At 48.3% G+C, this 17,346-nt stretch carries 19 protein-coding genes; 11 read left to right on the top strand and 8 right to left on the bottom strand.

The window, feature by feature from the left end; all coding sequences use genetic code 11:
- Positions 1–212: 212 nt before the first annotated feature.
- Together cdaS and DFQ00_RS26485 are read right to left on the bottom strand one after the other, a co-directional pair.
- Entirely contained in the window at positions 213–848 is a 636-nt protein-coding gene (cdaS, locus tag DFQ00_RS26490) for a sporulation-specific diadenylate cyclase CdaS (RefSeq protein WP_110899427.1), read from the bottom strand.
- A 280-nt stretch (positions 849–1,128) separates the two neighbouring features.
- Positions 1,129–2,724 (bottom strand): DUF6359 domain-containing protein, encoded by a 1,596-nt coding sequence (locus DFQ00_RS26485; protein ID WP_110899426.1) that lies wholly within the window; start codon positions 2,722–2,724, stop codon positions 1,129–1,131.
- Between the two features lie 312 nt (positions 2,725–3,036).
- Between DFQ00_RS26485 and DFQ00_RS26480 the strand changes: the two genes are divergently transcribed.
- From DFQ00_RS26480 to DFQ00_RS26475, 3 genes are all read left to right on the top strand, one after another.
- Positions 3,037–3,327, top strand: coding sequence for a hypothetical protein (locus tag DFQ00_RS26480; RefSeq protein WP_110899425.1), 291 nt, complete (start codon positions 3,037–3,039; stop codon positions 3,325–3,327).
- A gap of 162 nt (positions 3,328–3,489) precedes the next feature.
- Positions 3,490–3,645 carry a hypothetical protein gene (locus DFQ00_RS29340; protein WP_167433848.1) on the top strand — a complete coding sequence of 52 codons (156 nt, stop codon included), beginning with the start codon at positions 3,490–3,492 and terminating at the stop codon, positions 3,643–3,645.
- Between the two features lie 188 nt (positions 3,646–3,833).
- Positions 3,834–4,361, top strand: a complete 528-nt coding sequence (locus tag DFQ00_RS26475; RefSeq protein ID WP_110899424.1) for a GNAT family N-acetyltransferase — start codon at positions 3,834–3,836, stop codon at positions 4,359–4,361.
- An 816-nt stretch (positions 4,362–5,177) separates the two neighbouring features.
- On the opposite strand, the gene DFQ00_RS26470 is transcribed toward DFQ00_RS26475, so the two are convergent.
- Complete coding sequence (locus tag DFQ00_RS26470) at positions 5,178–5,954, bottom strand: Crp/Fnr family transcriptional regulator (protein WP_110899423.1); 777 nt, start codon at positions 5,952–5,954, stop codon at positions 5,178–5,180.
- Positions 5,955–6,452: 498 nt separating this feature from the next.
- On the opposite strand from DFQ00_RS26470, the gene DFQ00_RS26465 reads away from it, so the two are divergent.
- From DFQ00_RS26465 to DFQ00_RS26455, 3 genes are all read left to right on the top strand, one after another.
- Positions 6,453–6,878, top strand: a complete 426-nt coding sequence (locus DFQ00_RS26465) for a GAF domain-containing protein (RefSeq protein ID WP_167433847.1) — start codon at positions 6,453–6,455, stop codon at positions 6,876–6,878.
- A gap of 219 nt (positions 6,879–7,097) precedes the next feature.
- A complete protein-coding gene (locus DFQ00_RS26460) occupies positions 7,098–7,748 on the top strand; it encodes a response regulator (protein WP_110899449.1) in 651 nt (216 codons plus the stop codon).
- Complete coding sequence (locus DFQ00_RS26455; protein WP_110899421.1) at positions 7,741–8,856, top strand: PAS domain-containing sensor histidine kinase; 1,116 nt, start codon at positions 7,741–7,743, stop codon at positions 8,854–8,856. Before DFQ00_RS26460 ends, DFQ00_RS26455 begins: the two co-directional genes overlap by 8 nt.
- A 143-nt stretch (positions 8,857–8,999) precedes the next feature.
- On the opposite strand, the gene DFQ00_RS26450 is transcribed toward DFQ00_RS26455, so the two are convergent.
- Both DFQ00_RS26450 and DFQ00_RS26445 read right to left on the bottom strand, forming a co-directional pair.
- The gene (locus tag DFQ00_RS26450; protein WP_167433846.1) at positions 9,000–9,707 is read right to left on the bottom strand and encodes a copper amine oxidase N-terminal domain-containing protein; all 708 of its coding nucleotides are present in this window, start codon (positions 9,705–9,707) and stop codon (positions 9,000–9,002) included.
- Between the two features lie 244 nt (positions 9,708–9,951).
- The gene (locus tag DFQ00_RS26445) at positions 9,952–10,230 is read right to left on the bottom strand and encodes a hypothetical protein (protein ID WP_208643827.1); all 279 of its coding nucleotides are present in this window, start codon (positions 10,228–10,230) and stop codon (positions 9,952–9,954) included.
- A 229-nt stretch (positions 10,231–10,459) separates the two neighbouring features.
- Here DFQ00_RS26445 and DFQ00_RS29335 point away from each other — a divergent pair, with 229 nt between their 5' ends.
- The 4 genes from DFQ00_RS29335 to chrA all read left to right on the top strand — a co-directional run bounded on the left by DFQ00_RS29335 (position 10,460) and on the right by chrA (position 12,515).
- The gene (locus tag DFQ00_RS29335) at positions 10,460–10,630 is read left to right on the top strand and encodes a hypothetical protein (RefSeq protein WP_167433845.1); all 171 of its coding nucleotides are present in this window, start codon (positions 10,460–10,462) and stop codon (positions 10,628–10,630) included.
- A gap of 243 nt (positions 10,631–10,873) precedes the next feature.
- A complete protein-coding gene (gene chrS / locus DFQ00_RS26440) occupies positions 10,874–11,368 on the top strand; it encodes a chromate efflux transcriptional regulator ChrS (protein WP_110899418.1) in 495 nt (164 codons plus the stop codon).
- Positions 11,369–11,380: 12 nt separating this feature from the next.
- Positions 11,381–11,968 (top strand): chromate efflux transporter ChrB, encoded by a 588-nt coding sequence (chrB, locus tag DFQ00_RS26435; protein WP_110899417.1) that lies wholly within the window; start codon positions 11,381–11,383, stop codon positions 11,966–11,968.
- A gap of 1 nt (position 11,969) precedes the next feature.
- Positions 11,970–12,515, top strand: a complete 546-nt coding sequence (chrA, locus tag DFQ00_RS26430) for a chromate efflux transporter ChrA (protein WP_110899416.1) — start codon at positions 11,970–11,972, stop codon at positions 12,513–12,515.
- 105 nt (positions 12,516–12,620) lie between these two features.
- On the opposite strand, the gene DFQ00_RS26425 is transcribed toward chrA, so the two are convergent.
- Positions 12,621–14,993, bottom strand: a complete 2,373-nt coding sequence (locus tag DFQ00_RS26425) for an Ig-like domain-containing protein (protein ID WP_110899415.1) — start codon at positions 14,991–14,993, stop codon at positions 12,621–12,623.
- Positions 14,994–15,250: 257 nt separating this feature from the next.
- Between DFQ00_RS26425 and DFQ00_RS26420 the strand changes: the two genes are divergently transcribed.
- A complete protein-coding gene (locus tag DFQ00_RS26420; RefSeq protein WP_110899414.1) occupies positions 15,251–15,856 on the top strand; it encodes a class I SAM-dependent methyltransferase in 606 nt (201 codons plus the stop codon).
- 185 nt (positions 15,857–16,041) lie between these two features.
- On the opposite strand, the gene DFQ00_RS26415 is transcribed toward DFQ00_RS26420, so the two are convergent.
- Both DFQ00_RS26415 and DFQ00_RS30225 read right to left on the bottom strand, forming a co-directional pair.
- Positions 16,042–17,178, bottom strand: a complete 1,137-nt coding sequence (locus tag DFQ00_RS26415; RefSeq protein ID WP_110899413.1) for a glycoside hydrolase family 88 protein — start codon at positions 17,176–17,178, stop codon at positions 16,042–16,044.
- 34 nt (positions 17,179–17,212) lie between these two features.
- Entirely contained in the window at positions 17,213–17,341 is a 129-nt protein-coding gene (locus tag DFQ00_RS30225; protein WP_279630436.1) for a hypothetical protein, read from the bottom strand.
- Positions 17,342–17,346: the final 5 nt, after the last annotated feature.

Below are 17,346 nucleotides of genomic sequence, written 5' to 3'. Positions count from 1 at the left end.
ACTCTCTATTGTACCCATATCCAACCAGTTTGTGCAAAATCACATCACAATGTCAACGTTGAGTGCTGCGCGATTCATTCGAATTATCATGGCATTACCGGTACTCATAACAAACAAAAAGAGGCTCCTCCTGTCACTCGGTGACCGGCACGAACCTCCTTCAGCTCCTTTGATTCCTGCACAACTCCAATCCAAGGAACACACCGCATTTATTAAGGCAATGTTTCGACCACATTAATGGGATGTAACGCCCCATCTACCGCAAAAGAAGCCTGCCCCGTCTCCTCCGACACCACCAGCACCACCGCATCCGTCAGCTCGGTTAATCCGAGCGCTGCCCGGTGCCTTGTACCCAGCTTTCGTTCAGGAGCGTCAACTTGGGATACAGGCAGCACATTCCCAGCCGATACGATCTGATTGCCTCGAATGAGCACAGCCCCGTCATGCAACGGTGCACCCGGAATGAAGAGTGATTCGAGCAGGGCATGGGTTACTTTGGCATCCACCGCTACGCCGGAATGAATCATTGTGTCCAGCGGCACCTCCCGTTCGATGACAATCAGCGCACCGTACTTGCGATCCGACAGATGCTGCACGCTGGATGTCAGCTCGGCAAATTTTTCGGTAAACGGAGACAGATAACAATCGAGATAAAATGAAGAAGCGAGCACCTCAATGTGCTTGATCTCGGCCCGAATCTCGGCGAACTGTGCCAGCAAACAGACACTGTCATGGTCAAAACGGGATAACGTCAGATTCATCCGTTCTGCTACACGATGCAGGTCTGCCTTCAGCTTCTGCCGCATCACGGAACTATCACAGTCTGCTCGTCCTGCAAGCTGATTCATCTTGTGCCGCCTCCCTCTTCTGATGTACTTGTCTGCCGCCAGCCCTCCACCGCGCTCGGGCCGACTGAACTCGAACGCCATGATTAGTACCCATACCTTCCCCGCAAAAGAGAACAATTATTCAGGCGTAAGCTGTCGGACTTCAGTTGCATTCCAAAAGGCCTGACCGCCAGCTGCGATCAGGCCTTTCATCGTGCTCTGAAAACCTTGTACATCCTATCCTTGTACCTCGTCCTTTTTTCTGAACGTTTACGCAAATATTTCGTTAGACAGCTCCCTCTTATTGAGCCTTGCCGTACGAGCCTGCTTTAAATGTCGTTGGATCATACCACTTGTAGCCTGAAGCAGGAGCGGCCCATGGCTCAAGCTGAGGTTCGGTGGAGCTTGCTGGTGTCTCCATCGAGAGCAAGCTTGTCGCTGTATCCAGTGTCAATCCTGATACTTGGGACAGACTCGTATAGCTCTCTTTAACTGCCAGCCATTTCACCGTGTTTACAAGGAAGGTCGCGTCGTCTACTTCTTTGAAGCCATCATACGTTTTCTTCGTTGCTCCAGTCTCTTCACGCAAATACTTTGGCGTTGCATCCTCAACTGGTGAGGAATCACCGATAAATGCTGCTTTGCCTGCGCCTACCTTGGCAATCGCCGCATAAGCCCCCTCTGCTCGTCCGCCGCCATTATATACGCCCTGATCCACGGCATTATTCCATTTGGATACACCGCTGGGCACGTACACCAAGCCTTTGGCCTTGCTCGGGTCCATGATTGCAATCGTTGATCCGGCATGCATGGCTACAGATTGTACCCCTGTCGTAATGCCAAAAGCTTGGGATGGCGCTACAATATCCGTGGCATTGACATCGCCCAGCGCGTTATAACGGAATCGAACGCCGAAGTTGGTACCAAGCCAATCGGAGCTGATTACACCCTGCATGGCTGGTGATTCCGCTTCCGAGGAGGACATGCCTTTCGCTGGATTCTGGAAGGCCCCGCGGCGATAGCCGTTGAACACTTCGGAGGAATCCCAACGGTTTTTGTTTCGGTCGGCGTTGTAGTGATCCGAGATGAAGAAGATACTTCCGCCGTTCTGCACATATTGCAGAAGCGCAGCCTGCTCTGTTGCCTTGAATGGCACGTTGGCTTCGCCAATGACAAACACGTCATAGTCCTTCAATTTATTATAGGTGTATGCTTGCTCACCAAATGTATACGGGATGCTGCGTTCCAGCTGATCCACGGTAAAGCCTGCGTTTCGCAAACCATTCGCAAAGTCTGAAAAGGCTCCATCAATAATCCAGTCCGCTGCACCTGCCGTTTGGGCGTGAGTGTTATCGAACAGCACTTTTTTGCCTGTACCATCCGGCAGGGTTGTGCCCGGGTTCGGGTTTGGATTTGGATTTGGATTTGGATTTGGCTCTGGATCAGGGTTCGTGGTTCCTGAAGACAAGGTGATGGAGGTTGGATTTTTGATCCCGGCATAGCTGTTGTAAGCGCCAAGTGTTCCGGTCACGATAATTTTTTGACCTACCAGACTCGGGTTGGAGGCCAGTCCGTACTGCGCACGGAACGAGGAGGATACCTGCACATCCAGCAATTTGGCGCTTGCGCGCTCCGATGCGGAATCCGCAATCAGCACATTGAAATCATTCGCATACGGAGAGGTAAACTTGGCCGTAAGTGACCCGGTTGCATGTCCGACAATATAACCCTCGACAGTTGCCGTACCTCCGCCGCCCTGAGCAGCAATAGCCTGTGACACGGTAAGTGGTGCTGCCGCCTGAACCGGGGCTTGAATACCCGGAGCCAATAGCGTTGTTGCCATAAGGATAAAAACCAGGAATGTCCCCATCCAGTGCTGCCTTAATGCCTTTTTCATATACCCTTTCTCCTCCTCCGTATCATTGGATGCCTGTACATGCTGTGACTTGTTTCATTTGATGGGTGATTCGTTTGACTTAGCGTCTGTTGGACATTGTGTTTCATCGACCTGTTATGTTCCAGCATCATTCGGGTCAGGCTTGAGCTTGTCCCTTTTCTAATTTAATGCTTCACATGATGAATTCCTCTTTGTTTATGTAAATTTTTTGAAAAAAAGTTTGCGCCCGCTATCCTTCGTCGATACTGACTATTGTTCAGATGATAGTTTAGAGGATTGGACCTACCTCTCATTTCCGAAGGAGAATGCCATATGAAGCTGATTTTTCTGTTACTTCTGATTATCGTTCCGCTAGTCATGTCCTATATTGCACTTCGATTCAGGCGGGCAGCTCGGCTGTTCCATCTGCTTGCCATCCTTTGCTTCTATAGTGCAGCCACCGTACTCGCCAGTGACGTATATGCAACGAATGCCCATATGACCACGTTCACCACGGAAATTCACCACTTTTTGCTGAACGGCTGGTTTCTGGCCCCGGCTGCTTACCTGGGTGTATATATTCCATATGTGCTGTGGATGAGCCTTTTGAACGAAAAAAGTTGAGTCTGAGGCAGTTAGGCATTGCATTTTCCCAACGTTCGATGCATAATAAACAGTATATATGTGATAATGATTATCATTATTGAGCTTGTTTATCGTTAAATTGTTCAATCTACTGACCGCGACATGCTCAAGACTTTATAGATAAAGGGGAACGAACATCGAATGAATACAACTCTGCAAAAGGCTGATCTGCAGCTCGACGATTATTTGGATCTTCTGAACCTGGCAACCAACCTGGGTGATACGAGATGGCAAAAGGAGATCATTCGCAAGCTGTCCTACACATATCCTGCAGCAACATGCAAACAACCACAATAAACATACAGCTACGCCCGTGTTCTGTGAGCGAGCTACACTATGAAGCCTGACCTTAATCCGGATTGCCCATGAGGAATTCAATCTCTGAATTCAAGCATGGGCTTTTTTGCGTGGATCGAATGCGATAAAATCAGTAAAAGCGACAACCAAGGATCAGATTGGAAATTGAGTCAAAGGAGCGTGTAAACATGCAGCTGGGAACCGAAAGACTGCTCATCCGTGAAATTGGAGAACGTGACTGGCAAGCTATACATACGTACACGTCCATACCCGAAGTGACAGCGCATACCGCATGGGGACCGAATACCGAGGAGGATACACAAGCCTACGTACAGGACGTCATTCGCATGCAGCAGGCTGAGCCGAGGGAGGCATATGAACTGGCGATTGTTTTGAAAAAAGAAGGCCTGCTCATCGGTAGTGCAGGGCTGCACCTTGCGGAACAAAACAATGCAGAGCTTGGCTATGTCTTACATCCCGCCTATCAGGGGAAGGGCTATGTTACTGAAGCTTGCCGCGCACTGCTTCATTTTGGCTTCAGGCAGCTTGGCATGCATCGAATCTATGCCAAGTGCCGACCGGAGAATCCCGCATCCGAGCGGGTCATGCAGCGCCTTGGCATGCGGCGTGAAGGTGTGCTGCGCGAGCACTGGCATTACAAAGGCTCATATCATAATTCTGTGCTCTACTCCATGCTGGATCGGGAGCTGGAATAAACTATAACGTAAGTTGATCCCAGGAGATTAGGTTAGGTTAGGTTAGGTTGTGTTGTGGTGCGCGTTATCGTGTGCCGTGAGGGCTGGTGATGTGCTGTGGTTCGTGGTACTGATCTGTGGTGATATGCTAATATCAGTGATCCAGCAAGGCGCAAAAGCCGCATTCGAAATTCTAACGATCTCCAGAAACCTTATCTAGGCGTTTTACCACAGCTCGAAATTGTAACGATCACCAGTGACGCTATTTCACCCAGAATCCGCGATAAACCTGCTTTTTTCAGCAAAATGCTGGAAATAACGTTTCTCCTGATCGTTACATTTTCAGATGGGTCAAAAAACACCACATAAGATCATCTGAGATCGTTAGCCACAGGTGGTCAGATAGAACGTAGATTACTGGAGCGCTGCTGCTAGAGCATTGGAGTAGCTCCACGTGTGAAACTGGAACATGGGCATTTAAAAACGACGGTGCACCAAGCTGTTGAGACACTTGAGCCTGGAACAGCGAAGCATGGGACACTGCCTGTACAGAACTGCACAGAACCATAACAACACACCAGAATACTGGAGCATTACATGACAAAAGGGACAAAACAGCGCGAGCTGCTTCATCCCTTTTACCGTTCCGATCTAGTTTCTCCCCTTCGATCCAAGCGCTCTACTATCTGCACCACACATCTAACCTCTATCCACACCATACGTTCTCTCTAAAAACTAGCCACATTCCCCGCGATCAGCATTGTTCACGGTTTCATACGCTCTATATCCTTGCCAACAAGCCTTATTTTTGCCGTCTCCCGTCACGCACAAAATCTACTACAGTCGGCATAGCTCTTTCGGACAGCTTGGGAACGAAGGGCATCCGCACATACAACGGAGTGCAGCCATATCCCGAATCATTAATTTGCCGTCCAGCATATCCAGCGTGCCCTGCTCTTTCCATGCACCGAGCATGCGTGTAACACTCTCGCGGGTTGCCCCGATCATCTCGGCCAGCTCTGTATGATTCAGCTTCATCTCCAGCACGATACCGTCTGGTGTAATTCTGCCATACGTATTGCTGGCACGAATGAGGGTCGAGGCAAGTGCTCCTGCTTTCCCGTACAGCAGCAGGTCACGGAATCTCGACTGTGTAATACGCTGTGCGAGCGCCATCCATTGTAGAAATTTCAGCGCCAATTCTCCGTTTTTGCTCAGCACACTCTCAAGGTCCGTCAGCGAGATGATGGCCAGCTCTCCTTTTTCCGCCATCTCCGCACTGTAGCTGTGATTCAGTCCACCTATGCCACCAAACTCACCGATCAGATCACCGCTTTGCTGAATCGACAGAATGATCTCTTTACCATCCTCCGTCGATTTGGTCAGCTTCACACGTCCCGAACGAATGTAGTACAAATATCCGGCTTCATCGCCTTCCAGAAAGAGACTGTATCCCGATTTTACCCGTTTAGGCTGCATTTTCTCTTCAATCATATTCCATTGCTCCGGTGTAACGAACGACAGGATGCCACCTGTTTTTTGAGTCATTTTGTCCGCCTCCGCATGTGTCTGTTCTGCCTTTCGGGTTGCTCTTTCCACAAATACTGTACCCATTAATTTCGTCCCCCTCGGTGTTTCCTTGTGATTCCATCATACCGTGAAAGGGTGCAAAAGGTTATCGGGGGATTACCTGATCTTTGCCGGGAAACTCCCCGAATTCGCTGTGAGAAAAGTCACAACTTGCCCATAACCGCTAAACGAATCCTGTCCTCATATGACATTCCACATCCAACCTGCCTTCTGTTTTTTGAGCTTCAAGCCTATTTCCACGTCTGCCCGCCGCCACTTTCCCCCTCCGATAATAATCCAAAGCCCAGGTTCAGCATTTTCCAGAACGTAAATAGGGGTTTTCCCTGAATTACAAGGTTAACGAAACCGTCTACAATAGAACTAACATCGTAATAACCTGATTGTATGCTTTTTCGATTAAACGAGCCTTGATTCAAGGTTACTAATATGTAGTCAGAACGATGAACGATCATAATAAAGCACTTGATAAAGATGAGTGACGTGAAGACCGTCAATTTGATCCGAAAAAAGGAAGTGTCCCTCATGCATGATGAAGTCTCATCTGCCGTTCAGGAGATGATGAGCGGCCTCTGTCAGAATACCGCTGGTGATTTTTGCGGAATGGCCTGCGTGTCTGGACCCATGCTGCGCTGGAAATACACGTTCGGAGCAACCAATGAACGCGTGAAACGGATGGCGATGCGCCCTGGACAAGATCTGGTAGGCACAGCGTTAAGAACCGGGCGTACGGTAATGCTGGATGAGCAGTCCCGCGGTGAATTCACCCCGGAGCGCTGCCCGCTTATGCTTGCTGAACGACTGGTATGTGCTGTAGCCGTGCCTATGTTCCGTGAAGGACTTCTGCCCGGCGGTGTTCTCCTTGTTGGAAGCAGAACGCCGTGTACCTTTTCCCCCGAGATGGTGATGCAAACAGAGCAGGCGGCCAGACAAATGGAGCAGTACCTATGAGTTCTAACCTATATGCTGCCTGACGAGCGAAGCAACCACGGCTGGATTAGAACAGCACTCGAAATGTTACCTGGATTCAGCATAACCTGAACCCTATTCCACCGTAACATGACCTGGATTACACATTACGCGGAGACTTTTCGGAGATTAACCTCTGAAGCGTCTCTTTTTTTTGGTATGATAGGTGTAGATGTAGGAAGCGGACAGGGGGAAATGTTTGTGATTCGACTATTAGTTGTAGATGACCATGTAGTGGTACGCTCCGGGCTGATTGCCCTGCTTGAAGGAAAGAATGATATACATATTGTTGGAGACGCTGCGGATGGTGACGAAGCCATTGCCAAAGCACAGGAGCTACAGCCAGATGTCGTCCTGATGGATTTCAGCATGCCTCCGGGCAAGGATGGCTTAACCGCGACAGCCGAGCTAAAGAAATTAATGCCGGATATCGCCATTTTGATTCTAACGATGCATGATGATGAGGAATACTTGTTTCGAGCAATTCATGCAGGAGCCTCGGGGTACATTCTCAAAAGTGCGCCACATGAAGAATTGCTCGCTGCCATTCGTTCTGTAGCGGACGGAAGTGCCTATCTGTATCCAAGTGCAACCAAGCGCTTGATGAGTGAATATCTGGATAAAGCCAAACAGGAAAATGCCGGGCCGTATGACACCCTCTCGGATCGCGAGAAAGAAATTTTGGCCTGGATTGCCAAGGGGTATGCCAACAAGGAAATTGCCGAGCATCTGGTGATTAGTGTCAAAACCGTTGAATCCCACAAGAGCAATCTGATGGAAAAGCTTGGCCTGCGCACGAGACCGGAGCTCGTGAAGTTTGCGATGAAAAAGGGGCTGTTGAACTTTGAATAAGCCGCGCAAAAACAGACTCAGCGGACTGGCCGACCAGCCAGTGCGGCTGCTGCTTGACGAGATTGACGAGCATATCTCCGATAATGAGTTCCGTAGTAAATTAAAAGGCTCGCTGCACCAGCTGAGTGACCTGAAATTTGCACTGGATGAGTCCTCCATTGTAGCGTTGACCGACCGTAAAGGTAAAATCCAGTATGTGAATGATAAATTTTGCGAGATTTCACAGTATACCCGCGAGGAACTGATTGGTCAGGATCATCGCATTATTAACTCGGGGTATCACGGTAAAACCTTTATGAAGACGTTATGGGATACCATCTCTTCGGGCAAGGTCTGGCATGGCGAGATTCGCAACAAGGCGAGGGATGGCAGTTTCTACTGGGTGAATACAACCATTGTGCCTTTCATTGATAATGACGGCGAGCCTTATCAATACTTGGCTGTGCGCAGTGAGGTCACCAAGCTGAAGCAGGTCGAGGCCGAGCTGCAGCAGATGATGTCTCAGGTCATGAACATTCAGGAGGAAGAGCGGCGGCGCATCTCCCGTGAGCTTCATGACGGAATCGGGCAAAGTCTGTTCTCCCTGGTCATTCAGATGGACCGTCTGCTGGCCGATCAGGCCAATTCGGGGGTGGAGGCATTAAGACAGCAGGTCACCCGCATCATGGAGGATGTGCGCGGCATGGCTTGGGAGCTGCGACCATCCGTGCTCGATGATCTGGGCGTTGTTCCTGCCATCCGAACCTATGTCGAGAACTATACCCGACATTACGGTATTGAGGTTGAGCTTGAATGCAGCTTGCGCAAACGTCTGGACATGAACAAGGAAATTGCCATCTACCGGATTATTCAGGAGGCGTTAACGAACATCGCCAAGTACGCTGATGTAGCGGAAGCCCGCGTTAACGTAGAGGATACAGAAGAGCTTACTCTCGTGATTATTGAAGATCAAGGAGCCGGATTTAACAAAAACAATGCCGGGCACGGGGTTGGACTCTTCAGTATGGAGGAACGGGCCCGCGGAGCCGGGGGCACGCTGCGTGTATCGTCAGAACCCGGCGAAGGAACCACGGTAACACTGCTGCTGCCAAAGGCAGTGCAGGTATAGGGCTTACAAAATCTTGGGCTTCTTTATGCAAATCTGCAGCTGTAAGCGCAAGCGTTACGGGCTTAACCTATAGATATGAGGCGATGGGTTAAGCATCGCCTCTGTTTCTTTACATCTTCTTTTCATCGAATTAAGGGATGCATCTAGTTTGACTCTTCTAATCTGAACCCAGGAAATACACGCTGCACACGTACTGGAACAGTTTTCACAACTTCCCGTTTGGTGACTACATACTCCATCTTTCCTCCAGTCGAGACGGTTGTTCCATTATCCACGTATGGAGCCAGTGTGACAGTTAGATCCCAATATTCTACTTTCAGTTCATCTCCACCTGCCTGAATGCCTACTCTAACTAAATACTCTGGTATCTGGTTATTTTTTTTAAGAGTTTTCATATCCAAAATCTTGGTGGATAACATCGTTGGTCCCATAGAGAAGTGCTCCTGCTTCAAACGATCCACATCCATATTGAGTGTTGATTCCTTTAAGAGATCTTCAATGCCCGTATCCATTCCAGCCATGAAAACTTGCACTGTATTATTAATACCTGCTAATCCAAAGGGACCAATATCCTTCATGTTCTCATCCCACACATTTTCGTAAGGGATACCTGTGGTATGAATAGAAACAGTCTGCGTTTTATCGTTCCATGAGACTGATGCACCCAGCGCTTTCGACACAAAACTGATCGGAACCATGACACGGTTGTTCACCATTTTCGGAGCTACATCCGTTTGCAACTGGGTTCCGTTCACATTCAATTTGATCATTCCTGCTGCGTATGCTGAGCCCAGCACCCCTGACATTACCGCAACGGTAGTTAATACTGAAAAAACAATCTTTTTTTTCATATTTTTGAAACGCCTCCCATTCATCGTTATAAACGCTGAATACCCAAATAAGTTACACCTTTAACTTTTTATTTTTTGCTTTATGCTATGAAGCAGAAGACAGAAAACAATAAAACCAATCCAAACAAAAATAATCTCCACCATATGGGGAGATTTATGAATGTGTCTCATGTTTAAAAAAGTAAAATCACAAGACTATAGAGGCTGCTGTTATCACTAAAACAAAGAAATTGTTCTACAAGATTCATGAACTCAATTTCTTCAATAGAATATTCAATGTTTTCCTTTTCCATTTATTTACCCCTTGTTGAGAAATTTGTAGATCTGCTGAAATCTTTTTTTCTGACTTACCACAAAGATAGACATCATGAATGATTCTCTTCCCTACATCTGATGGAATAAGTGAGCATATCTCTTCGACATACATTCTGGATACAGCATCGTCCTCAAATGAATTAATGGTGCTTGAATCATAAACCATTCCAAATTCTCTAGTTCTAGCTATTTTTGCTCTGTATTGCATTCTCCAGGCCATCTTCTGAAGTTCAGATCTACATCTTTCTTTCGTTATCTCCAAAGACATCACCTCACTATATAGGTAAAAAGAAGAGCACTTCTACTACCAAAAAAAACAAAAAAAGGAACATTTGTTCTTATATAATTATATGAAAAACTCCGTTTTATTCCAGTTAAAAGTTGTAAAATCCTCGTGTTTTTTTCCTATATTTATGAGAAGAGAGGAGGAATTACATATGGATATCGATACATTTATTCAACTCATCCCCAATTTTGGATTTCTAATTGTCATTACTTTTATGTTGCTAAAATATCTTATGGACAGTATCAAAGAGAAGTTTGATATCTTAGATCCAACATTAAAGGAATTGATTGATTTAATTAAAGACTTAAAAACAGATCCTTAATTAAAAATCATGTCAAAACAACCGGTTCTAACTGTACTTATTGCGAAAAAATTTTTGTACACTGGGATCACCTAAAATCCTGAATTCGCAGTAACAAGCACACTCACGACAAAATGAAGGGAATATATCGTGCATCTTCAACAATTTCAATAAAATTGGTTGACTACGATTACGTTTCGTCATTAAACTATGAATGCTGCAATGCTATTGCATATAGGAAAACGAAAAGGTGGTCCCACGAATATGTCACAACGACGTCCCTCCAAAGGTGGAGAGATTCCGCAAATGTACAACCTGGACGAGATGGATCGCAAAATCATCGCCGCCCTGCACCAGAACAGCCGAATCTCCTATACTGACCTTGGTACACAGATCGGCTTATCACGTGTCGCCGTACAAGCACGAATCAATGCATTGTCGGAAAAAGGCATCATCGAACGCTTCACTGTTGTCATTAACCCAGGCAAGGTCGGACTCCAGGTGTCTGCCTTCTTTAATGTGGATGTAGAGCCGCGCTTTCTCGATGAGGTGGCGGAGATGCTGGATGAAGAGCCTGCCGTCACCAGCCTCTATCATATGACAGGCCCAAGCACTCTGCATATGCACGGTATTTTTTCAAATATGGAAGAGATGGAGCAGTTCCTGCTGGAGAAGCTCTATCAGATGCCCGGCATCGTCAAGGTTGAATCACAACTGCTCTTGAAACGGTATAAAAGCCGAATGGGCATGAGACTCTAGGAGGATATCAGCATGAGTTGGAAAGATTACAACGGTCTCGTGGTAGGCATGATGCGAACCGGAATTCTTGGATATGGCGGAGGCCCTTCAGTTATTCCGCTCATCCGTTATGAGGCCGTTACCCGTTATGCATGGGTCAGCGACGATGAATTTGGCGAGATTCTGGCGATTGCCAACGCCCTGCCGGGGCCCATTGCTACCAAGATGGCGGCTTATCTTGGGTATAAAACCAAAGGTGTACTGGGTGCTATTATCGCCGTACTTGCTCATATTTTGCCAACAAGCATCGCAATTATTGCTTTGCTTGGTTCCATGTACGCGCTGCGCGAATCCAAAATTGTAGCGGGCATGATCGCCGCGGTCCGACCTGTTATTTTTGTGATGCTCGGTATGATGGCTTATGAATTTGCGATGAAAGCGTGGAAAGGGCTTGGCAAATGGTTTGCTATCTCCTTCGGCGTAATTGCCTTCGTAGCGTTACAACTGCTGAATGTGCACCCCGGACTGGTCATTACGGCCTTCCTTGTATATGGCTTTTTCCATTTTGGTCTGATTCAGCGTTTGAAATCCAAAGGTAACTCCGACAAGGAGGTGTCGTAGGATGCTTCAGACGTGGTGGGAATTATTTTGGGGATTTTTTGTAGCCAATATTTTGGGATATGGCGGAGGCCCGGCTTCCATTCCATTGATGCAGGAAGAGATTGTGAATCACTACCACTGGATGACCACCGAACAGTTCGGTGACGTTCTGGCGATCGGCAATGCACTTCCCGGTCCAATTGCTACCAAAATCGCTGCATTTGTCGGATACCATGTCGCTGGCTGGTTTGGTGCCTTCATCGCCAGCTTCGCTACGATTGTGCCATCGGCAGCTGCCCTTATTTTATTATTGCGTCTATTAAACAAACATCGCACCTCACCTAAAGTGAAGGGGATGACCTTGCTTGTACAGCCCGTCATTGCCGTGCTTATGATTCTGCTCACTTGGGAATTCGGCCAAGTATCTACAGACTCCATTGGCATCTGGCAAACACTGATTATTGCAGGCATCTCGCTGTGGGTCATGACCAAAACCAGGCTGCACCCTGCGATTCTGATTCTTATCGCTTTTGCTTATGGTGCATTGGTGCTGTCACATACGATGTGACAAAGATAAATGACGGCATACAATTTTGAAAAAGACCGGTTACTGCATCAGCATCATACAAAAAAGGTGATATCCGCTTGAATGCGGATATCACCTTTTTTGGACCTACTTCCCTTCAACCACCACAGTAACTTTCGTTTTCACCCCTGCATAGGAGACGGTAATGTTCGCCTTCCCTTTACCATTTGCCGTAATCACGCCATCTTTAACGGAAGCTGTTGCAATTCGGGAGGAAGACCAAAGTGCCGGCTTGGATACGTCGGCCTCACTTCCATCCATGTACGTTGCTGTAGCCACAACTGTAGCTTTATCGCCGACCTTCATCGTTAATGTGACTTTGTCAGTCTGCAAATATTTCAGTGTATCTACATCCAGCGCAATGGTCACCGTTTTACTGCCATATTTCGCTGTAATCTTGGCTTTCCCTGAATTTAAGGCTTTTACTTTACCTTTGGTCACTTGAGCAACCTTGTAACTGCTCGTTTTCCATTCGGCCTTGTCCGTTATATCACGTTCACTGCCATCACTCAAGGTAGCCGTTACTTTCAGATCCACGGAATCACCTGATTTCAGGGAAAGCGCCGGTTCGGATGCTTCGATTCGTGAGATGACATCGACTTCAACCTGAATCGTAATTTTTTGGGAGCCATATTCGGCAGTGATGTTGGCTTTACCACTGCTATTGCCGGTGATCACGCCTTTTTTCACATCCGCTACGCGGGCATTGCTGGACTTCCAGGTCGCATCCGCTGTAACATCCTTCGTATTGCCGTCACTATCTGTACCTGTCAGAATAACGGTTTGGGTTTCTTTGGCCGAAAGCACGACAAAGTTCACATCGGCCTCCAGACCACTTGCCATACCCACTTCAACCGGAAGTGTCAACGTTTTACCTTCAATTTTGGCCGTAATCGTCGCTTTCCCTGTCGCTACCCCTGTAATTACCCCTTTGCTGTCTACCTCAGCGATTTTCTCGCTGCTGCTGCTCCAGGTTGCATCTTCGGACACATCCTTGGAGGTTTCACCATACAGCGCAAGCACTTTCGCAGAAGTTGTTCCACCTACAGCCACAGTTGCTTTCTTCTTGTCCATCTCATATTTATCTGGAACATCTACGCTAACTGTAAATTTAACCGTCTTACCACCATATGCTGCTGTAATCGTAGCCGTACCCGATTTATAAGCGATCAGCTCGCCACCCGATACATATACGATATCTGCATTGCTGGATGTCCATGTCGCCTTGGACGTAACATCCTCCTTGCTCGCATCAATATATTCTGCATTCGCTGTCAGCTTTTTCGTTCTGCTGTCACCCGTAACACTCATGGCGAGCTTATCATTCACATCTTTGATATCCAGATATCTCGCGGTATCAACATCCACAGCGACTTCCACCGTTTTATCGCTATACGTTGCCTTGATCGTAGCTGAACCAGCGCTCACTGCCGTAATTTGGCCTTTGAACACCGTCGCAACCTTCTCGTTACTCGATGTCCATGTCGCCTGCTCGGTCACATTCACATCACTGCTGTTTGGATACGAAGCCGTCAAAACAACATTGGCTGTCTTGCTGCTGCCGCTCAAACGGAAGAAAATACTCTGTTTCTCTACACTCAGCTTGCTCGTCAGGTCTACATCCACATCTACCGATACGGACTTTGTACCATATTTACCTGTAATTTTGGCAGAACCTGCTGAATAACCTGTAATATTGCCCTTCAGCACATCTGCAACCTTCTCATTGCTGGACGTCCATTCCGCCAGGTCGGTTACATCTTTCGTTGTCCCGTCTGGATAAGTAGCCGTCAATTTTACATTTTCACTTTTCTTAAGCAGCAGATTCACTTGCTTTTTGTCCACGTCAACACGTTTGACTACTTCCACATTCACTTCTACAGTGACGCTCTGACTGCCCAGCTTGGCTGTAATCACTGCGGTGCCTGCACTCTGACCAGATACTTTGCCGTTCACCACCGTAGCAACCTTCTCATCACTGGTTGTCCAGACCGCCGTGCTGGAAGCATCTGTAGTGGTCGAGTTGTCACTGTAGGTGGCAGTCAAGACGATATCTTTACTTTCCCCTGTGCGGAGTTCAAGATTTTGTACATTTTTCGAAAGGGCTTTAACCTTCTTTGTTACTTTAATCTGAATAGGCTGACTCTGGCCCTGATACGCCACGGTAACTGTTGCTGTACCTTCTTTTTTGGCTGTAATCGAACCATTATATGCAGTTGCTACTGAAGTATCACTGCTTGTCCAGGTTGAACTGATGGTAACGTTCGCAGAGGTATTATCCGAATATACCCCCGTTACAGTTACCGACCCGGAATCGCCAACTTCGAGCGACATTTCATTTTTGGAAACCACAATCTTGGACAGTTCCTTCTCTGCCGCAGCGGCCAAGCCTACGTTGGAAATAGTGAGCATCAACACCAGCATCATTACCATGTACTTGGTCAATCTTGGCTTTAACATCATTTCCCTCCGATATTCTTCATTTTATTCCTATTATTTAATGTCGGCAAAGGCTTTCCAGATGTTTAGACTTTCAGGAAATTTTCAGGTAATTATATGGAAATTCATGCTATTTGACCATCTAAACCTGCACAGAGGAATCTGAAGATATCCAACGCACGCTGATTTTCAGGCATTCCCTTCACCACCGTATCGACCGGGCATACGCTGGATTGAGAAACATTAAGGAGCATGTTGTATAGAAAGGAGGACATGGATTGAATCAATCCTTTGATTACATCGACTATTGGGAACGGACTTATCGTAAGGGGGAAACATCCGGCAGAGGTTCATACGGCGTGCTCGCTGCATTCAAAGCCGAGGTGGTCAATGCCTTAATACAGCGTGAAGGCATTCATCGCGTTATCGAGTTTGGCTGTGGTGATGGAAACCAATTGAAATATATGGACTATGGCGAATATCTAGGGCTGGATGTGGCATCCTCCTCAGTAGAGCACTGTGCATCCATGTACGCTGAAGATCCATGCAAAAGCTTCATGGTGTATAGACCGGGTTTGTTCTTCAACCACGGTTTTCTGCAAGCAGATCTGACTGTTTGTCTGGATGTGCTCTATCACATTACGGATGAAACCGATTTTCGCCATACGCTGCATGATGTGCTCCATACCTCCACCCGCTGGGTCGTGCTCTATACGAGACTGAGGGAGCAAGGAGATTCTGGAGTACGAACGATTCAGGACCGCAACCTGTTCCATTATCTGTTTGAATATCCCGAGTTCAAGGTGCATGAGATTATACGTCAACGCTATCCCGAGCAATCCTCGGCAGACTTTGTGGTTCTGAAACGGGCATACGCGAAGTGAATTCAGCCCAAAATACAGCAAAACAAATATAACCGCCCTGCCAAGGGCGGTTATATTCACATTCAGGATGAACAACTAACCCGATCGTTCCCTTATATCTATACCTGTCTTTGGAGCTTCCTGCTGAGACGATATGTGTCGGAAATGACAATCAGGAGACGACCCCTATTATTGAATCATCTCTGTTAAAATAAACCCTTGTCTCCACGCAGCTTCGCCAGCGCCTCCATATAGAAATAGTCGCCGTAAATAATCGGCACATTGATGCCCCGTCCTTCGGGGTAATGCACCGTACCCCGCAGGATCAGCCCCTCCTCCGCTGCCGATTCGGCGGAGCTGTGGTGCTCATACAAGCCGCGGACGATGCGTTCTCCCGCGGCAGCGTAGGTTTGCCCGCGCGGCGACAGCTTCGCGAGCTCAAGCAGTCCGCTCGCGGCAATAGCCGCTGCGGACGAGTCCCACGCCGCCCGGTGCTCCGCCGGCGCGCGAAAATCCCACACCGGCACGATGTCTTCGCCAAGCATGGCGAGGAAGAAATCGGCCGCCCGCTCCGCTGTCTCCAGATATCGGGCTTCGCCCGTATACCGGAAAGACAGCGCAAACCCGTGCAGCGCCCAGGCGGTGCCCCGCGCCCAGGCGGACCCCGGAGCATGGCCTTGGCCGCCATGCTCCCGCAGCTTCTGCCCCGTGTGTGGATCAAACTCCACCACGTGGCAGATGGACCCGTCCGCGCGAACGAATTCACGCGCTACGGTGTCCGCATGCGCTTCCGCCAGCCATCGGAAGCGCGGATCGCCGCTCTGCTCGGTGGCCCAATAGAGCAGCGGCAGGTTCATCATGCTGTCAATGATGGCTACGCCGCGTGTATCCATCGTTGACGAGCTGAAGTTCCAGGCGCGGATGAACTCACCGCGCACATGAAAGCGGGCGGCGAGCAGATTCGCGGCCAGCAAGCCGCGGCGTCGCCCCTCCGCACTGCCCGTCTCGCAATAGCTGGCTACGCCGCTAAGCAGCCAGATGAAACCCAGATCGTGATCCACCAGATCGGGATCACGCAGACAGCCTTCGAGCTGCCGCTCACAGCTCTCGGTAATGCGCCGCAGCTCCGCAGCCGACTCGTGCTGCGGATCATCCCTGTACACTAGCCATAACAAGCCGGGCCAGAAGCCGGCTGTCCACCATTCGGGATCATTCTGATCGTACATCCCTTGCAATGAAGTATGGGGAAACGTATCCTGAATTCGCTTGGCGTTGCGCATCGTTTTGTCAGCTGCCTGTCTCCATGCTGCTTCTACCCATGATACCGATGTTGATGTGTTCATGTTACTGCTCCTCCCGCTTCTGAGTATGCCATCTTCACACTTCCAACCGCTGTTCTCCCCAGCCTTCTTCCAGAAAGCTTTCGGCCTCGCTTCTCCCGTTTTCTTCTGCCTTCTCCGTTAAAGCTACATAGAACAACTTCCAGCACACTGTGCTCCGCTTCATACAAG

The sequence above is a fragment of the Paenibacillus barcinonensis genome (assembly GCF_003217495.1).
Taxonomy (GTDB): Bacteria; Bacillota; Bacilli; order Paenibacillales; family Paenibacillaceae; genus Paenibacillus; species Paenibacillus barcinonensis.
This window is presented reverse-complemented; position numbering and strand designations above follow the sequence as displayed.